This window comes from Wolbachia endosymbiont (group A) of Myopa testacea, assembly GCF_964027115.1.
Lineage (GTDB): Bacteria > Pseudomonadota > Alphaproteobacteria > Rickettsiales > Anaplasmataceae > Wolbachia.
In genome coordinates this window covers 697,519-713,971 of sequence record NZ_OZ034729.1, presented here as the reverse complement: position 1 = coordinate 713,971, position 16,453 = coordinate 697,519, and the positions used below count along the sequence as shown (strand labels likewise).

The window sequence follows — 16,453 nt, the reverse complement described above, 5'->3', positions numbered from 1 at the left end:
AAAATATGGCAGTGGTAATAAACCGACAAGAACTAAGTGGTAAAAACAAATATGTCAAAGACAATAAGCAGGCTACCAATAGCAATATATTCCCAAGTTCAGGCATAAAAAATTATAGTTTTTATATAAACAATATTACTGATGACAAGTTAGAAGTTAAAGTGTTAATTGACGCTTGCTATTGATGCTAGCATAATGCCCCCGTAGTTAGCTGTGCTAGTATTAATTAAAAATTAAATATTAAATCTTTATACTTTTATAGATAGCGTTAATATTGAGGTAACATTGTGGGTACAACTAAGATTAGTAAATTTCCATTCAATATAAAAGGTAAAGTGGCAAAACAACATGCCGAACCAATAGTTGAAAAAAATCTCTATACTATTTTAGGATTCAAAAGTAGAGAAGATTTTGAAAATAAGACAAGTAAGCTTGTTAATAAAAAAGTTTGGCAATCATTTGTTGACTGCTTTGCAAAAGAAATAGATTATGCAGCAACTGAAAAAGTTGTAAAAAACATCGTTTGTAACATTGCAAAGAGTGATCAAGGTAATGCTTTTACCAAAACTGAACATCTGATATTAAATGAAAAGCAAGATAATAAAAAGAGAGAAAAAGCGATTAGAAAAACTGTTGGTATTTTGAGAAAAATCAATCCAGAAAAAGCCTTCAATGAACTTTCAGTAATAAAAAAACAAGCTGAAGATTTTTTACAAACCGATTTTTATAAAGCTCAGAGTAAACCACTTCAAGGATTTGCTCCATCTGGTGGACAGCTCTTTGCGGAAGTTCTGAAATATATAGAAACACTAGAAAAATTAGCTGAAGTTAAAAAGGAAAAGCTAGTTAAAGATTTCTTGTTAAATCATGTTAGTTCATTGAATAAAAAGTATCCTAAATCACAAGGCAAAAGGGAAGATGCTATAACAGTACTATCAAGTGATGAGTTGAAGAATTTTTACAATAAAGGTGTAGAAGAAGGAATATTACAACCAATTGTATCTTATAAAGAATGCAGAAACCTGTATGACAAAATGAACCAAATGAAAAATGAATCCAAAAGTATAATTAAAAGAGAAGGACGGGAAGAAAATTTGAAGAAAATAGATAAGTTGATAGTCAGTGCAATTAATGACATAAAAAAACATAGAGAAGCAATCCTTAACTGTAAAGACTTTCAAAGTTCTTACATAAAAGAGAAAAAAGAACATCCATTTAGAGGCAACGCATGTCAAAAAATGATTGATATATATCAAGAGAGAATTGCTGGATATCAGGAGAAAATTTGTCAAAACTTAAGCCAAATAAAAGCGATATTAAAAAGTGCGCCGCAAGAACTGGATGATGTGGAAGAATTAGAGGAAATAATCGATGGTATGCATGAAGCGAAGCAGTGTGATGAAAATTTTGATTCAGCTTTGATTTGTTTATTTAACATACAGAATAAGTTAGATGTTCAGCTAGAAAATCCTCCAACAGAGCTAAGAGTTTCACACATTAACGTTAAAACTGAGCTAACTAGGTTATAAGAGCCAAATTTTTGGGACAATTTTAATTCAAGACAGCTCTCGCAACTTTAGTCTGCGTTTTTATTTGGTTGTGTTTTGTTAAAAAAACTTTAGATTTATTTTATAATCGATACTCAAATATAATGACTCAAACTTGGAATTTGTTGCAAACAGGGCAAAAGGAAGGCTATAAAATTGCGTATACTAATGCTCGTATTATCGACCCGGAAACTAAACTTGATATAAAAGGTTCATTATTGACTGAAGGGGATAAAATTATTGACTTTGGTGAATCATTATTTTCAACAAGTGGAGTCGATGAAACAATAGACTGTAAAGGCCTTGTTCTAATGCCAGGCCTTATTGACATTCACGTACATTTTCGTGAACCAGGCCAAGAAGATAAAGAAACTATATATACAGGCAGCAAATCTGCAGCTGCGGGAGGCGTTACAACTGTAGTTTGTCAGCCGAACACTGTTCCAGCAATTGATAGCGTTGTTTTGGCTAAATATTTGAAATATAGAGCACTTGAAACTTCACATGTAAACATTGAATTTTACGCTAAAATCACCACTTCGGAAGAAAAGTTGACTGAAATGGCACTTTTAAAGGAAGCAGGTGCGGTTGGGTTCACTGATGATGGCATGCCAGTTATGAACCCAATGATTATGAGACAGGCGCTGCTTTATTCAAGTATGCTGGGTGTTCCTATTGCTCAACATGCAGAAGATTTAAATTTATCAGCAGGTGGTGCAATCAACGAAGGTAAAATTTCTGAAGAATTGGGAGTAAAGGGAATCTTGAGTGCGTCAGAATCGGTTATAGTAAGTCGCGATATACTGCTCATGAAAGATATGGAAAATGTGTACTACCATATTCTACATGTCTCTTCAAAAGATTCACTTGATGCTATTAAACGTGCGAAAGATTTGGGATTAAATGTTACATGTGAAGTAACCCCTCATCACTTCACTTTGACTGAAAATATAGTAAAACAACATGGAGCAATTGCAAAAATGAACCCGCCGCTTCGCACTGAAGAAGATCGTTTAGCTATGGTTGAAGGTTTAAAGACAGGTGTGATTGATTGCATTGCAACCGATCACGCTCCGCATGATCGTAATTCTAAAGATCTTCCACTTGAAAATGCTGCATTTGGTATTGTTGGCCTTGAAACAATGCTGCCCCTTTCACTTGAACTTTACCACAGTGGGCAAATGGGTCTACTTGATGTGCTTGCAAAATTGACATATAAGCCTGCAGATATAATACACGTATCACGTGGTCGTATACAAAAAAACCTTGCTGCAGACTTGATTTTAGTTGACCTCAATCATGAATGGGAAATTAAAACTGACAACTTTGCTAGTAAATCAAAGAATTCCCCTTTCGATGGGCGCAAAGTAAAAGGGCACGTGGTACGTACTGTTGTGTCTGGCAAAACTATATACTCACAGAAAAGTTAGTTATCATACCTTATCTATTCCAATTTGTTATCACCAGAATGGGCTAAGTGCACCTGAATTTAAAGTACATCGCATGACATATTTTTAACACTTAATTAATAATGAAATGTTACTTATCTTTCCCTAATCTATAAAGTTATTTTGTCTATCAATCTGATTCCAAAACAGCAAAATTGTTGTATAATGTTACTTTGAAGTTTTATTTTCAATGCACAAGTTTGCAATACTCTTTTCTATACTGTTTGCAATAGTTGCTTACTATTTAAACAGTGAGATTATATTTGAAATAGCAAAGCTGTTTAGTGACATATTTGTTAGTTTATTGAAATTAATAAGTTTACCTTTAGTTTTTCTATCAATAGTTTCCACAATTTCAGGACTTAAAGACTCAATCGAAATTAAAACCTTAGTTAAGAAAACACTATTTTATACGCTGCTTACAACTATTATAGCTGCGTTTGTTGCATTATTGTTTTACCTGCTAATAGACCCAGTGAAAAAAAATTTCATATGTAACACGATAGGAAGTTTGGATAATAACAATTACAGTTACTTTTCATACTTAAAATCACTCATTCCTTCGAATTTTGTGCAAGTTTTTCTTGAAAATAACGTTATTGGTAGCATATTGATCGCTTTTTTGATGGGTGGAGCTATTGTTTCACTTTCAAAAGAAAAGCAGGACATATTACATCAAATATTCTCTGCACTTTTCGATACGTTACTTAAAATTGCTCAGGGGTTACTAAAGCTTGTTCCACTTGCTGTGTGGTCTTTTATTACATGTTTTTTGCACGAATTAAAAGGTGGTAGCGAGTTCTACAGTCTTTTATGGTATTTTGTTTGCATAATGTCTGCAAATTTTGTGCAGGCATTTCTGATTTTACCGCTACTTATGTGGTATAAAGGCATATCACCAATTCAAACGCTGAAAGGGGTTATGCCGGCACTCACACTTGCGTTTTTTTCTAAATCATCCAGTGCAACATTGCCAACAACTATAGACTGTGTGCAAAATAAGCTAAAGGTGCCAAAGAAATTGTCGTCCTTTATTTTACCAATATGCACAACAATTAATATGAATGCATGTGCTGCATTTATAATAATCACTGTAATGTTTGTTGCAGAGATGAATGGATGCGCATTTTCCTTAAGTGAAATGTTTATATGGATTTTTTTAGCAACTAGTGCAGCAATTGGTAACGCTGGAGTGCCGATGGGGTGCTATTTTATGGCAACCAGTTATCTCATGTCGATGAATGTTCCTCTGCATATTATGGGACTGATTTTGCCTATTTATACAATCATCGATATGTTTGAAACTGCAATAAACGTGTGGTCTGATATTTGTATCACTCAGATAATTAATAAAGAATGTAATAGTGAAACTTAAAAAATGATATTAGACGAAAACAACCTAATAATAAAAGAATTTAAAGAAGCAGAAGCAATTTTGCATGGGCATTTTGTTTTATCATCCGGACTGCATAGTGACACATACATACAGTGTGCGAAGATTTTTGAAAATCCAAGCAGAGCCATGAAAGTTTGCGCATTATTAGCAGATAAAATAAAAAAAGAATTAAATAGCTCCATAGATTTAATATTATCTCCTGCAATTGGCGGAATAGTTGTAGGTTATGAGATTGGCAGGCAGCTTGGAATAAAGACAATGTTTTGCGAGCGCGTTAATGGCAAGTTTGAATTACGCCGTGGATTTAAGATCAAAAAGGGTGAGAAAATATTACTTATCGAGGATGTGATAACCACAGGCAAATCTTCACTTGAAGCAGTGAAATGTGCAGAAGGGGAGGGAGGTAAAGTCATTGCTGAAGCTTCTTTAATAAAGAGGAATAGTGAAACGAAACTGCCTTTTCCTGTCATATCTTTGATTGAACTGAACATCCAAAACTACAGTGAGGAAGAACTTCCAAGTGAATTAAAACAACTACCCATAACAAAACCTGGGAGTAGAGAATATTTAACAAAGTAATCCTATAATATCTTGGAAACACAGCACTTATACACAGCTTTAGTTATTTACTCCAAGTGTATTTTATGTATACTTATTACTAAATTAATTTTGAAATGATAGAAAATGAACGAATTTAAATCGATCCGTAATATAGCAATAATCGCACACGTTGACCACGGTAAAACTACTTTGCTTGATAACATGTTAAAACAAAGTGGCACGTTCCGTGAGAATCAAGAAGTTCAAGAGCGAGTTATGGATAGTGGCGACCAAGAACGTGAGCGCGGAATTACAATACTTGCAAAATGCACATCAATAATGTGGGGTGATGAAAAAATCAATATTATTGATACGCCAGGGCACGCAGACTTTGGTGGAGAAGTAGAAAGGGTATTGTGCATGGCAGATGGTGTGTTGCTGCTGGTTGACGCTGCGGAAGGTCCCATGCCACAAACTAAATTTGTGTTGTCAAAAGCACTAAAAGCAAATTTGAAGCCAATTGTGATAATCAATAAGGTCGACCGACCAGACAGCAGAATTGATGAAGTATTAAATGAAATATATGAGTTATTTTTTAACCTTGATGCAACCAACGAGCAGCTAGATTTTCCAGTGTTGTATGCTTCAGGTAGAAATGGTTGGTGTGCTAAGGAGCTTTCTGATGAAAGAAAAGATTTAAGCCCATTATTTTCAACGGTTATAGATTATATAAAACCTTCTGTTTATGATCAAAATGCCCCTTTTGCTATGTTGGTCACTCTACTTGAGTCTGATAAGTTTCTTGGCAGAATATTGACAGGAAAGATTTATCAGGGCGTTGCAAAAGTCAATTCAGATCTTAAGGTACTTGATCTGGACGGTAAAGTAATTGAACGAGGGAGATTAACTAAGTTGCTCTCATTTTCTGGCTTGAAACGTATTCCAGTAGAACAAGCTGTGGCGGGAGACATAATTGCAATTGCAGGACTTGAGAAAGCTTCAGTTTCTGACACTATAGCAGTACCAGAGGTTACAACTGCAGTAAGCTCAACTCCAGTTGATCCGCCGACGATGGCGATTACTCTGAGTGTTAATGATTCACCTTTTGCCGGACAAGAGGGAACAAAGCTTACCTCAACCGTTATAAAGGATCGTTTATATGCAGAAGCAGAAACAAATGTTGCAATTACCGTAACTTTGGCATCAAGTGGTGAAGCGTTTGAAGTAGGTGGACGTGGTGAGCTACAGCTTGGAGTGTTAATTGAAAATATGAGGAGAGAAGGTTTTGAGCTTTCAGTATCACGCCCTCGCGTGCTATTTAAGGAAGAAGATGGCAAAAAACTTGAACCTATAGAGGAAGTAGTAATTGATGTAGATGATGAATATAGTGGAATCATCATGGAAAAACTCAGCTTCCGAAAAGGTGAAGTGACTGACATGAGACCTTCTGGTAATGGTAGGACAAGATTAACGTTTTTAGTGCCATCAAGAGGATTAATTGGTTATCAAGGAGAGTTTTTAACTGATTCTCGGGGCACAGGCATAATTAACCGTTTATTTCATAGTTATGTTCCACATAAAGGTCCAATTTCTGGAAGGCGCAATGGAGTTTTAATTTCTACAGATAAGGGTGAGGCTGTGGCGTATGCAATTTTCAATTTGCAAGACAGGGGAATTATGTTTATCAAGCCACAGGATAAGGTATATTGTGGCATGGTTGTCGGCCAGCATAGCCGTGACAATGATTTGGAGATAAACGTGCTAAAAGGTAAGCAATTAACAAACGTAAGAGCTTCAGGTAGTGATGAAGCCATAAAACTCACTCCTCCAAAGATAATGACACTGGAGGATATGATAGCGTATATAGATGATGATGAATTGGTGGAAGTAACTCCAAAATCTATACGTTTACGCAAGAAATTCCTTGATCCAAATGAACGTAAGCGTGCAGGAAGGGCAAAGAATAAGGAGTAGAGGTTTCTTTTTGCAGGGTAGCAGCGTACTGTACGAACATTTGCTTTTGTTAAGCACAACAAATGGGTCAGCGCATGACGCACAATTGTACAAACATTGTAGCCGTTATTCAGGTAGCCCGCAGAAACAAAAAACTTGCTTGACACATTTTGCCAGCCCCCTTATCATGACAGTGAAGCTATTGTATTTGCTTTCGCTAATCTGCAGATTAAAAGGTAAGGATTACTTAATGTATCGGCGTCTTATGTTCAATTTTTTGCAGTATATAGATACTGTATGTCTTTACAAAACTTCATCTACATCTAGATTTTTATCTAAATAAGCTGAACGCGCTTACAAAGCGTTACAAGACATCAAAAAATGCCAATACTTGACAAAGATAGTAAAAGACTAGCTAACTCGGGGATTCTTTGTCTTTTTTTCTGCTTGGTAAATTTCTTAAACATTTGCAGCGTAGGTTAGTTGCAATTAAAAGCAGCTTAATCTCGCTTATCAAGCGTTTAAAACATAAAAAACGCCAATATTTTAAAGCGGATAATGACCAAGGGGCTTCTTTTGCCTTTTTTTTCGTTTGCTTAAATATTTTCTTAAATTTTATAGCTAAACTGGATCCCAGTGTCTGGGCACTGGGATGACAGGGAGAGGATGCTGGGGTGGCAGCTCACTAAAATACACACATGAACTTTCTAAAATTCATTAAGTTATGCTTTCAAACGGTAGTGCCGGGGTGTGAGTATAATAATTATCGGTACATAAAAGTCATAGCAGACAGGCTAGAAGCAGCGAGCGCTGGTGAAGTGAAACGAATAATATTCAATATGCCTCTGCGTTCAATGAAGTCCATGTGCATAAGCGTTGCGTGGCCCGCATGGATACTGGGAAATCAGCCAACGGCAAGAATAATAGTTGCAAGTTACTCTCGGCTGCTCAGCGAAAAGCACTCGCTTGATACAAGGTGCGTAATGCAATCTGGTTGGTATAAAAAGCTATTTCCAGAAGTAGAACTATCCAAAGACCAGAATACTAAATACAAATTCCAAACAGTGCAGAGAGGATTTAGAATCGCAACGTCCGTTGGAGGAACACTAACCGGTGAAGGTGGTGATTTCATCATCGTGGACGATCCGCTCAGTTCTGCTCAAGCTTTGAGTGAAATGTTTAGAAAGCGCGCTACAAACTGGTTCGATCAGACTCTAGTAACCAGGCTTAACAACAGAAAAAAAGGAGTCATTGTTCTTGTGATGCATAGGCTACATCAGGAAGACTTAACCGGACATCTTTTCTCCAAGCCAAAAAACATATGGCATCATATTTGTTTGCCAATGATTTCTGAAAATAAGCAGGTTATTTATTCAATCAAAAAGCCAATGCCTCCTGTTCCTGTCATCCGAGTAGCTCGGCACTGTGCGACCAGGAGGTTGTATAATAAACCAGCGTCACCTGTAAGGATATTATATTCAAGAGAAGAAGGTCAGTTGCTATATCCCCTTTATGGAGGAAAAGAAGAAGTTGAGATGATAAAAGTTGAACTTGGGAGTTACGCTTTTGCTGCACCATATCAACAGAACCCTCTGCCACTTTCAAGTGGTATAATTAAACGAGAGTGGCTGAAGCGCTATAGAAATTTTTCTGATAGTCTCTCATATGTCACTCAGAGCTGGGACACTGCAGTTTCAACAAGCAGCATGAGCAACTTTAGCGTCTGCACCACCTGGACAAAAGTGGGCAATAAATCTATTTACTTGATGTATATCGCGCAAAGCTTGAGTATCCAAAGCTTAAAGAGCAAGTTCTGTCACTAGCTGCAAGATGGACGCCACACGCAATTTTAATCGAAGCAAAAACAAGTGGTCAGCAATTGGTGCAAGAGCTAAAAACAAACAGTGATTTACCAATTATCGAAATAGTACCACATGATGACAAACTCACTCGATTTTATCAAATTGTTCCGATTATAGAGTCTGGCAAGGTTTTTCTGCCGCACCAAGCAGTATGGCTCAATGACTTTGAGTATGAGATTTTAATGTTCCCAGAAACTCGCCACGACGACCAAGTGGATAGTACCGTGCAATATCTGCAGTGGATGAAAAAAACTAACACCAGCGTTTTCAGGGTCAGGGATTTTACCTCCGACCCTGTTTGAGTGAACCAGTGTCAAGCTACTTGGCTTGTGTTCTAGGCAAAACCTGCTATAATATTTAACATACTGTTTCCGAAACAAATGTTCCGCACTGGGATCTGCTATGTAAGAGGTCTAATGATCAACGAAGAAATTGTAAGAGAGAGCTTAAAAAAAGTCATAGAGCAAAAAAGCGGTAAAGATGTGATCGCTCTTGGCATAATATCCTCAATCATTATTAAAGGCGGGGACATTGGTTTTGCGCTTGAAGTTGCCGGTAACACGCAAGCAAACGAAGAATTAAGAAGAAATTGTGAGCAAGCTGTTAAAGCTATACCGGGGGTGACAAAAGTGATCGTGGTTGCTACTTGTCAAAAACAAACTGGGCAACAAAAAGCTAAATTACATATCGAAGGAGTGAAAAATATAATCGTTGTGGCCTCTGGTAAAGGCGGTGTGGGCAAGTCCACAGTTGCGCTAAATCTTGCTCTCTCATTAGCAAAGTTGAAACATAAAGTTGCGCTGGTTGATGCAGATATATATGGTCCTTCAATTCCTAAAATGCTTAGCACTGAAAAATTAAAGCCAGAAATACAGGGTGGAAAAGCAATACCTATAGAAAGGTATGGACTGCATACTATTTCAATCGGCTATTTTGTTGACAAGGATCGTGCAGCAATATGGCGCGGACCTATGATCACAAAAGCACTTTATAATCTGCTCATGGGAACAAAATGGTCCGATATAGAGTATTTGATAGTTGATACACCACCTGGAACTGGCGATGTGCATTTAAGTCTTATGGAAAATTTTAACTTAACCGGGGCGATAATAGTTTCAACTCCACAGGAGCTCTCTTTAATCGATGCTCGCAAAATTTATGATATGTTTACAAAGCTCAGTATACCGATTATTGGCATTGTGGAAAACATGAGCTATTTTACTCAAAGCGGCTCAGAAATATACATATTTGGAAAAGACGGCGCAAAAAGAATGTCTGAGGAGCTGAGCATCAAACTATTAGGCAGGATTCCTCTGGATCCACAAATATGTCATGCTTCTGATTGTGGAAATCCTTTAATGCTAAGTGAAGATTTGGCAGAAATTTATGAAGACATTGCTAAAGATGTTAGGTCTTTGTCTATAAAGCTTGTTTAAACTATTTTCAAAATAGATAAAATATAATTTTACAATTAGCGTGAATAAAATGAATTATGATGTAATCATTTCAGGTGGTGGGTTGCTTGGTCTTATTACTGCAATTGGCCTCAGTTGTGACTCTGTGTCTGTAGCTGTGATTGAAAAAAATAATCTACCACGTGTAGTAGATGACAACCGAGCATTTGCTATTTCTCAAGGCTCGAAAAAAATATTGGAAAAATTAGGGATTTGGCAGTTTATAGAAAGCGAAGCTGAGCCAATACTTGATATATGCATATTAGATGCGGTTACTGTGCATTACAATCATAAAATGGTTGGTGAAGAACCAATGGGTTATGTTATTAACAATGCTACTATATGGAATGCAATCAACAATAATTTTCTGAATAAACTAAATATATACTCTCCACATTCCTATAAAACAATTGCTTGTGATTCAGGATATGTGGAAGTTATTCTTGATAATAACCAGGAATTAATATCATCGCTACTTATCTGCGCTGAAGGCAAAAACTCTAAACTACCAGAGTTATTTTCTATACCGACAGTGAAATTTGATTATAAACAAAGTAGCATAATATTTAATGTAAAGCATGAACTGCATCACCAAAACTTAGCTGTAGAGCGTTTTTTTCCTGGCGGTCCATTTGCAATTCTGCCGATGAAGGGTGGCTATACTTCTTCGATAGTTTGGACAGAAAAACCTGGAATTTCAAAAATGCTAATGGATCTGTCTGAAGAAGAATTTATTATAGAGCTCAAAAAAAGATTTGGTTCTTATTTAGGAGAGATAAAATTAGAGGGTGAAAGAAAACTTTATCCTTTAAGTTTTGTTTTCGCAAAAAAGTTATATAAGGGTAGAGTTTTGCTTATTGGCGATGCAGCACATTCAATTCATCCAGTTGCAGGTCAAGGGCTTAATCTTGGAATTAGAGATGTAGAAAGTGTTATAAAGCATATAGTTGCTGCAAAAGCATCTGGTATTGATGTTGGCAGTAGTTATTTATTAAAGAAAATTTCACGTAACAGATACTTTGATAATTTTACAATGGCGCTTGCAACTGATGGATTAAATAGGATGTTCTCCAACAGAATATTCTGCGCTAAAGCACTAAGAAATCTTGGCTTGATTGCAGTTGAAAATTCAAATTTTCTCAAAAAAAGCTTCATTCGGCATGCTATGGGATTTATATAAACTACTATTTTATAGCTAATGCAAGTCAGTACGTCATACCGCCGCGGTATCTCTAGATCCCGCTAACAAGCAGCGGGATGACGAATTTGTCGTTTATCAAATCGTTGGTAAATCTAAAGCTATAGGTACATATCCATTAAGCACGATAAAGAAAATCATTTATAATCGCTATAGCAACTAGTGTAGACACTTGACGTTCCTTGTGATTTGATAAATAGAGGTTTTTATATGATTTTACAACAAGGGCTTCTGGATGACATTGAAAGTAAATATTACCGTGCTTATCTTCAATAGCCTCTATTACCCCATCACTGGAAAATGCTGCAACTTTATATCCAAGTAACTCCAATTTTCTTCTATTTTCTGGTGTATTACTTACTGCCCCTGAATGAGCATCTGGAAAATATGTTGAAAACCAGCCATTTTCATTAGGTATTAAGAATTTAGCTACTAATTCTGCTAAACGACTGTTTGGAACGATCTTTATCTGCTGGAGAGGTGCATCCTCTTTATGTGGATTAGGTGCTGATTTTAAATGAGATCTTCGCTTCTCTTCATCACTCACAACACTCACTACTTCAATTCCCTTTGCATTCATTATGCCTTCACATATGCCAAGTAAATGAATTGCAGGGTTATCATCCACTATTTTTGCAATTGCTTCAGTAACAAGCTGGCGACAAGGAGTGGGTGCTGAGTGTAAATTATCCGGAATAAATATTCTATTTATTTTGTGCTCTTTAATAAACTTTGCAACTTCAATTTTTATTCGGTCTAATGTCAGCTTCTTTGCCAATGTTTCATCTTGTTTTGCAAGATTAAGTGACTCTGTCTGAATTTTTTTAAGGCTAATTATCTTATTATAATCAATCAGTACAGTCTTAACCCCAAAGTTATTAAACATCTCGTAGATATTTTGAGATAGCCCAAGCTCATATGGGTATGTCTCTTCTTCCGTTTTCAACAAACCAACAACTATGTCATTATTTACTGTATTTTCTGCCGTCAAGGCAGTTGACACTGGTTCTTCTTTTCTGGTTACATGTTGAGATGCCGGTTTTTCGCTAACATCAGCATAAGTAATATTGCTTAATAATAGAACTATAATTAATAAGATATTAAATATTCTACTATAACATTTATACATATAGTTTACCTTCTCAACACTTATATTAATACCATAACATATTATAGAACGTTTTACAATAAAAAGGTAAATTTGGTAAGAAAGAGAAGTGGCCTGAGCAGGAATCGAACCAGCGACACAAGGATTTTCAGTCCTTTGCTCTACCAACTGAGCTATCAGGCCAACTGTATACTTTCATTTTTAGATAAAAAATGTTATTATGTCTATCAAAAGTTTTTAAAGTAGTTTATATAAAAATAAAGGATGAACATTAATAACAGAATAGGAATCTACCCTGGCACATTTGACCCTATAACTTTTGGGCATATTGACATAATCAAAAGAGCGTGTAAACTAGTCGATAAATTAATAATAGGAGTTGCAGAAAACGTTAATAAGCATGTTGCCTTTGACACAAAGCTACGCACAAGCATGGCTGAAAGTGAAATCAAAGGGCTAGGAATTGATGCAGATGTTATATCTTTTAATGGGTTGCTAGTGAAGTTTGCCAAAGAGCAGAATGCTTCTGTTATTATTAGAGGATTAAGAGCAGTATCGGATTTTGATTACGAGTTTCAAATGAGTTGGGTAAATTATAAACTTCTTCCTGAAATCGAAACCATATTTCTTCCTGCTTCTGAAGATACTCAATTTATCTCATCAAGTTTTGTAAAGGAAATAGCAAGATTAGGAGAAGATGTTAGCAAATTTGTATCAAAAGGCGTTCAAAACGAATTGATTAACCTGAATAGGATAAAAAATGGAGAATAGTGCTTGTTGTTTTTTATTTCTGAATGGGTATATTCAATATATAAAATGTTATAAGCTAAAGGAGTAGCATGTCAAAAGTGAGGGTTAATAATAGAAAAGTTTGTTGTCATGGTGATGAGAATAATGAGGGTTCCGGCCATCCATTAATATATTTAGATATGGGAGAAGAAGAGGAAATAGCCTGCCCTTATTGTGAAAAGACGTTTGTCCATGACTGTACTGTAGAAGCGGTTGGGGAGCTGACTAGGGATGAACTCTAATGGCACTTTATTTCTTCTGCAGACTTAGCTTATGTAAATAGCAAGAAGAGGGGCAGTAAAAATGAAACTATCCATACGATCGAGCACTCCTCCATGGCCAGGTATCATACTTCCACTATCTTTAACACCGTAAGCTCTTTTAACAAGCGACTCAGTGAAATCGCCAAGTTGCGCTAGAATAGCGATTGCAAGGCCAATGATTGGAGAATAAAAAATTGAAAATAGACCAAAAAATATTGATCCAAAAATTGTGCACACTACTCCAGCTAAAATCGCACCAAGAAGTCCTGTCCAAGTTTTTCCAGGGCTAAGAATTGGGCAAATTTTAGCTCCACCAAAATTCTTACCAAATAGGTAGGCAGTAATGTCAATTCCCCAAATGGTTAAGACGAACCATACTAATGCGTATTTTCCCTGTGGTAGGTTATATAAATATATTAATGAGGCGCTTGGTAGTGCAATCAATAATAATGCGAAAACGTATAAAATTTTGTTTCCTTGGGTTAGATTATACCATTCAAAAGAAGATAAAACTGCTATTGAAAAAATCAATAGGTAAAACGATAAATCACTGAAATATGTAGCAAAAGAAAATATGAATAATATTACTATTGAGGACAATATTCTAATTATAAAATTATTATCTACCATATTTTTTCTCTCTTTTTGTATAATCTTCTAATGCTTTGCTCAAATCTTGACAAGAAAAATCAGGCCATAAAGTATCACAAAAATATAATTCAGCATAAGCTGCTTGCCATAATAAAAAGTTGCTTAACCTTTTTTCGCCGCCAGTGCGAATTAATAAATCCAATTTTGGCAGATCTTTAGTATATAGAAATTTTTCAAATTCCTCTTCTGATACATAAGCAATATTTTCTTTTATAATATTGCTTATAGCTTGTGTAATTTCTTGCTTTGCTCCGTAACTGACTGCCACAGTGAGTAATAAACCATCGTTCTTATGTGTCATTTCTTCTGCTTTTTTAATTTGATCCAATATTTTACTGGATAACAGACTTAAATTGCCAATAAAATTCAACTTAATGTTACAGTTGCAAATGAAATTGACTTTATTTTCATTAGTTAAAACGGAGTAAAATAAATCAAATAGACAGTCAGTTTCGTTTTTGGGTCTAAGCCAATTCTCCATAGAGAATGCATACAAAGTTAAGTAGGGTATGGTTAGGTCCGTACAATACTTGGCAATATCGTATGCAACTTCACTGCCCTTTTTATAACCATCAATTTTTACCTTTCCTTGATTGTTCGCCCATCTACCATTACCATCCATAATAATTGCTAAATGTTTCGGTAAAGATTCTTGATTCAACATTTAAAGTTCACCTAAACCACCCGCCAACACTTTCTTCTGTAACCCCAGTACTCTCTTCTGTCATCCGAGTAGCTGACACTGGGATCCAGAAAAGTTTGCTTGTAGACAAGCAAACTAGCACAGAAAGTAGCTAATCTTGTACTAAATAAACGTTTTTGATGAGGTTGGATAAGAAGTTGGATCCCAGTGTCAGCTACTCGGATGGCGCCCTTCTTTGTGGAATTTGCTCTCAAATCAAAACGTTCATATTCACTACTGAAGGTTTCTTTCATATTACCTTAGTGATGCAATATATCCTTTTCTTTGATGGACAATTCACCATCAATCTTTTTTATATTATCATCAGTAATATTTTGTATTTCCTTCTTAGCACCATGAAAATCATCTTCTGAGATCTCCTTATTTCCCTTCATTTTCTCTATTTCTTCCATAACATCTCTGCGTATATTTCTGATGGCAATCCGCGCATTTTCAGAAAACTGATGCAATAATTTTACTAATTTTTCACGGGTTTCTTGTGTTAAATCCGGAAGAGCTATACGTATGGTATTGCCCTCAACAACAGGATTTAAATTCAAGTTGGCATTTAATATAGCATTTTTCACTTCACCTATAATATTAATATCCCAAACTTTAATTGATAGGGTTTTGTTCTCTATAACTGAAACGCCTGCAACCTGATTTAACTTTTGATGTCCACCATAGATATTTACAACTATACCATCAAGCAACGATGCGCTAGCTCTACCAGTGCGTACGCCTTTAATATCATCATGAAAGGACTGAATAGTTTTTAGCATTCTTTCTTTTGTTTTAGCTTTTATTTCATTTAACATAAATTACCTACTGTTTACAATCTGAAACTATAGTATAAGTACCTTGACCCTTAATAATATTGACTATTTTTTCTCCCTTCAAAGAAAAAACTATAATTGGAATAGAATTCTCACGAGCAAGTGAAATTGCTGATGCATCCATAACTTTTAAATCACGAGTCAATAAATCCGTGTAAGAAAGCCTATCATACATTACAGCATCCTCATTTTTTTTCGGATCAGCGGAGTATACACCATTTACTTGTGTACCCTTTAGAATAACATCACAATTTATTTCAACAGCACGTAAGGCTGCAGCTGTATCTGTAGTAAAAAATGGGTTGCCTGTGCCTGCTGCAAAAATTACCACTCTACCTTTTTCTAAATGACGAATAGCTTTCCTTCTTATGTAAGGTTCACATACAGTGGTCATGGGTATTGCAGATAATACCCTAGAAGCTACTAAATTTTTTTCTAAAAAGTTTTGTAAAATTAAAGCATTGATTATAGTTGCAAGCATTCCAATATAATCACTGCTTGCTCTTTCACAGCCACTTAAAGACGCAGATGCGCCACGAAAGATATTACCACCACCAACAACAATACATACCTGAACTCCAAGCCTGTTAACGTCAGCTATATCTTTGCATAATTGGCTTATTATTCCCATATCATGGCCAAAAGACTGTGACCCCATCAAAGCTTCACCAGAGATCTTCAATAACACTCTAGAGTATTTTACTTTATCTGCTAAGGAAGACATTT

The 16,453-nt window shown here is 35.8% G+C and carries 15 protein-coding genes, 1 tRNA gene and 1 pseudogene; 11 read left to right on the top strand and 6 right to left on the bottom strand.

Annotated elements, in window-relative coordinates; genetic code table 11:
* Window positions 1-5: 5 nt before the first annotated feature.
* The 9 genes and pseudogenes from AAGD91_RS03600 (at window position 6) to ubiH (ending at window position 11,380) form a co-directional block, all read left to right on the top strand.
* The gene (locus tag AAGD91_RS03600; protein ID WP_264328606.1) at window positions 6-185 is read left to right on the top strand and encodes a hypothetical protein; all 180 of its coding nucleotides are present in this window, start codon (window positions 6-8) and stop codon (window positions 183-185) included.
* A gap of 102 nt (window positions 186-287) precedes the next feature.
* Window positions 288-1,529, top strand: coding sequence for a hypothetical protein (locus tag AAGD91_RS03595; RefSeq protein WP_341820634.1), 1,242 nt, complete (start codon window positions 288-290; stop codon window positions 1,527-1,529).
* A 122-nt stretch (window positions 1,530-1,651) separates the two neighbouring features.
* Entirely contained in the window at window positions 1,652-2,977 is a 1,326-nt protein-coding gene (locus tag AAGD91_RS03590) for a dihydroorotase (RefSeq protein WP_341820633.1), read from the top strand.
* A 208-nt stretch (window positions 2,978-3,185) separates the two neighbouring features.
* Window positions 3,186-4,370, top strand: a complete 1,185-nt coding sequence (locus AAGD91_RS03585; RefSeq protein ID WP_341820632.1) for a dicarboxylate/amino acid:cation symporter — start codon at window positions 3,186-3,188, stop codon at window positions 4,368-4,370.
* Window positions 4,371-4,373: 3 nt separating this feature from the next.
* Window positions 4,374-4,970 carry an orotate phosphoribosyltransferase gene (gene pyrE / locus AAGD91_RS03580; protein WP_341820631.1) on the top strand — a complete coding sequence of 199 codons (597 nt, stop codon included), beginning with the start codon at window positions 4,374-4,376 and terminating at the stop codon, window positions 4,968-4,970.
* Window positions 4,971-5,075: 105 nt separating this feature from the next.
* Entirely contained in the window at window positions 5,076-6,905 is a 1,830-nt protein-coding gene (typA, locus tag AAGD91_RS03575) for a translational GTPase TypA (RefSeq protein WP_341820630.1), read from the top strand.
* A gap of 677 nt (window positions 6,906-7,582) precedes the next feature.
* Window positions 7,583-9,048 (top strand): annotated as a pseudogene (gene terL, locus AAGD91_RS03570) (phage terminase large subunit).
* Window positions 9,049-9,162: 114 nt separating this feature from the next.
* On the top strand, window positions 9,163-10,182 hold the full coding sequence (locus tag AAGD91_RS03565) for an Mrp/NBP35 family ATP-binding protein (protein ID WP_341820629.1): 1,020 nt from the start codon (window positions 9,163-9,165) through the stop codon (window positions 10,180-10,182).
* A 49-nt stretch (window positions 10,183-10,231) separates the two neighbouring features.
* Window positions 10,232-11,380, top strand: coding sequence for a 2-octaprenyl-6-methoxyphenyl hydroxylase (gene ubiH, locus AAGD91_RS03560; RefSeq protein ID WP_341820628.1), 1,149 nt, complete (start codon window positions 10,232-10,234; stop codon window positions 11,378-11,380).
* A 136-nt stretch (window positions 11,381-11,516) separates the two neighbouring features.
* Here the strand turns inward: ubiH and AAGD91_RS03555 are convergent, their stop codons facing one another.
* Both AAGD91_RS03555 and AAGD91_RS03550 read right to left on the bottom strand, forming a co-directional pair.
* Window positions 11,517-12,527: a gamma-glutamyl-gamma-aminobutyrate hydrolase family protein gene (locus AAGD91_RS03555; protein WP_341820627.1), complete on the bottom strand. Its 1,011-nt coding sequence runs from the start codon at window positions 12,525-12,527 to the stop codon at window positions 11,517-11,519.
* Window positions 12,528-12,616: 89 nt separating this feature from the next.
* Window positions 12,617-12,689 (bottom strand) — tRNA-Phe (locus AAGD91_RS03550).
* An 81-nt stretch (window positions 12,690-12,770) separates the two neighbouring features.
* Between AAGD91_RS03550 and coaD the strand changes: the two genes are divergently transcribed.
* The gene (coaD, locus tag AAGD91_RS03545) at window positions 12,771-13,277 is read left to right on the top strand and encodes a pantetheine-phosphate adenylyltransferase (protein ID WP_253309665.1); all 507 of its coding nucleotides are present in this window, start codon (window positions 12,771-12,773) and stop codon (window positions 13,275-13,277) included.
* A 68-nt stretch (window positions 13,278-13,345) separates the two neighbouring features.
* Entirely contained in the window at window positions 13,346-13,537 is a 192-nt protein-coding gene (locus AAGD91_RS03540; RefSeq protein WP_341820626.1) for a zinc-finger domain-containing protein, read from the top strand.
* A 24-nt stretch (window positions 13,538-13,561) separates the two neighbouring features.
* Here the strand turns inward: AAGD91_RS03540 and AAGD91_RS03535 are convergent, their stop codons facing one another.
* The 4 genes from AAGD91_RS03535 to pyrH form a co-directional block, all read right to left on the bottom strand.
* Window positions 13,562-14,188, bottom strand: a complete 627-nt coding sequence (locus tag AAGD91_RS03535) for a phosphatidate cytidylyltransferase (protein WP_264732170.1) — start codon at window positions 14,186-14,188, stop codon at window positions 13,562-13,564.
* A complete protein-coding gene (gene uppS, locus AAGD91_RS03530; RefSeq protein ID WP_341820625.1) occupies window positions 14,178-14,873 on the bottom strand; it encodes a polyprenyl diphosphate synthase in 696 nt (231 codons plus the stop codon). The genes AAGD91_RS03535 and uppS overlap by 11 nt, the downstream gene beginning before the upstream one ends.
* Window positions 14,874-15,151: 278 nt before the next feature.
* A complete protein-coding gene (frr, locus tag AAGD91_RS03525; RefSeq protein WP_341820624.1) occupies window positions 15,152-15,709 on the bottom strand; it encodes a ribosome recycling factor in 558 nt (185 codons plus the stop codon).
* A 7-nt stretch (window positions 15,710-15,716) separates the two neighbouring features.
* Entirely contained in the window at window positions 15,717-16,451 is a 735-nt protein-coding gene (gene pyrH, locus AAGD91_RS03520) for a UMP kinase (RefSeq protein WP_341821509.1), read from the bottom strand.
* Between the last annotated feature and the right edge of the window lie 2 nt (window positions 16,452-16,453).

What these genes read in the sequence shown, in the direction of transcription:
- AAGD91_RS03565 (WP_341820629.1), top strand. Translation starts at nt 9,163, where the DNA reads ATGATCAACGAAGAAATTGTAAGAGAGAGCTTAAAAAAAGTCATAGAG.
- AAGD91_RS03535 (WP_264732170.1), bottom strand. Translation starts at nt 14,188, where the DNA reads ATGGTAGATAATAATTTTATAATTAGAATATTGTCCTCAATAGTAATA.
- uppS (WP_341820625.1), bottom strand. Translation starts at nt 14,873, where the DNA reads ATGTTGAATCAAGAATCTTTACCGAAACATTTAGCAATTATTATGGAT.
- AAGD91_RS03590 (WP_341820633.1), top strand. Translation starts at nt 1,652, where the DNA reads ATGACTCAAACTTGGAATTTGTTGCAAACAGGGCAAAAGGAAGGCTAT.
- pyrE (WP_341820631.1), top strand. Translation starts at nt 4,374, where the DNA reads ATGATATTAGACGAAAACAACCTAATAATAAAAGAATTTAAAGAAGCA.
- typA (WP_341820630.1), top strand. Translation starts at nt 5,076, where the DNA reads ATGAACGAATTTAAATCGATCCGTAATATAGCAATAATCGCACACGTT.
- AAGD91_RS03540 (WP_341820626.1), top strand. Translation starts at nt 13,346, where the DNA reads ATGTCAAAAGTGAGGGTTAATAATAGAAAAGTTTGTTGTCATGGTGAT.
- pyrH (WP_341821509.1), bottom strand. Translation starts at nt 16,451, where the DNA reads ATGTCTTCCTTAGCAGATAAAGTAAAATACTCTAGAGTGTTATTGAAG.
- ubiH (WP_341820628.1), top strand. Translation starts at nt 10,232, where the DNA reads ATGAATTATGATGTAATCATTTCAGGTGGTGGGTTGCTTGGTCTTATT.
- AAGD91_RS03585 (WP_341820632.1), top strand. Translation starts at nt 3,186, where the DNA reads ATGCACAAGTTTGCAATACTCTTTTCTATACTGTTTGCAATAGTTGCT.
- AAGD91_RS03555 (WP_341820627.1), bottom strand. Translation starts at nt 12,527, where the DNA reads ATGTATAAATGTTATAGTAGAATATTTAATATCTTATTAATTATAGTT.
- AAGD91_RS03600 (WP_264328606.1), top strand. Translation starts at nt 6, where the DNA reads ATGGCAGTGGTAATAAACCGACAAGAACTAAGTGGTAAAAACAAATAT.
- coaD (WP_253309665.1), top strand. Translation starts at nt 12,771, where the DNA reads ATGAACATTAATAACAGAATAGGAATCTACCCTGGCACATTTGACCCT.
- frr (WP_341820624.1), bottom strand. Translation starts at nt 15,709, where the DNA reads ATGTTAAATGAAATAAAAGCTAAAACAAAAGAAAGAATGCTAAAAACT.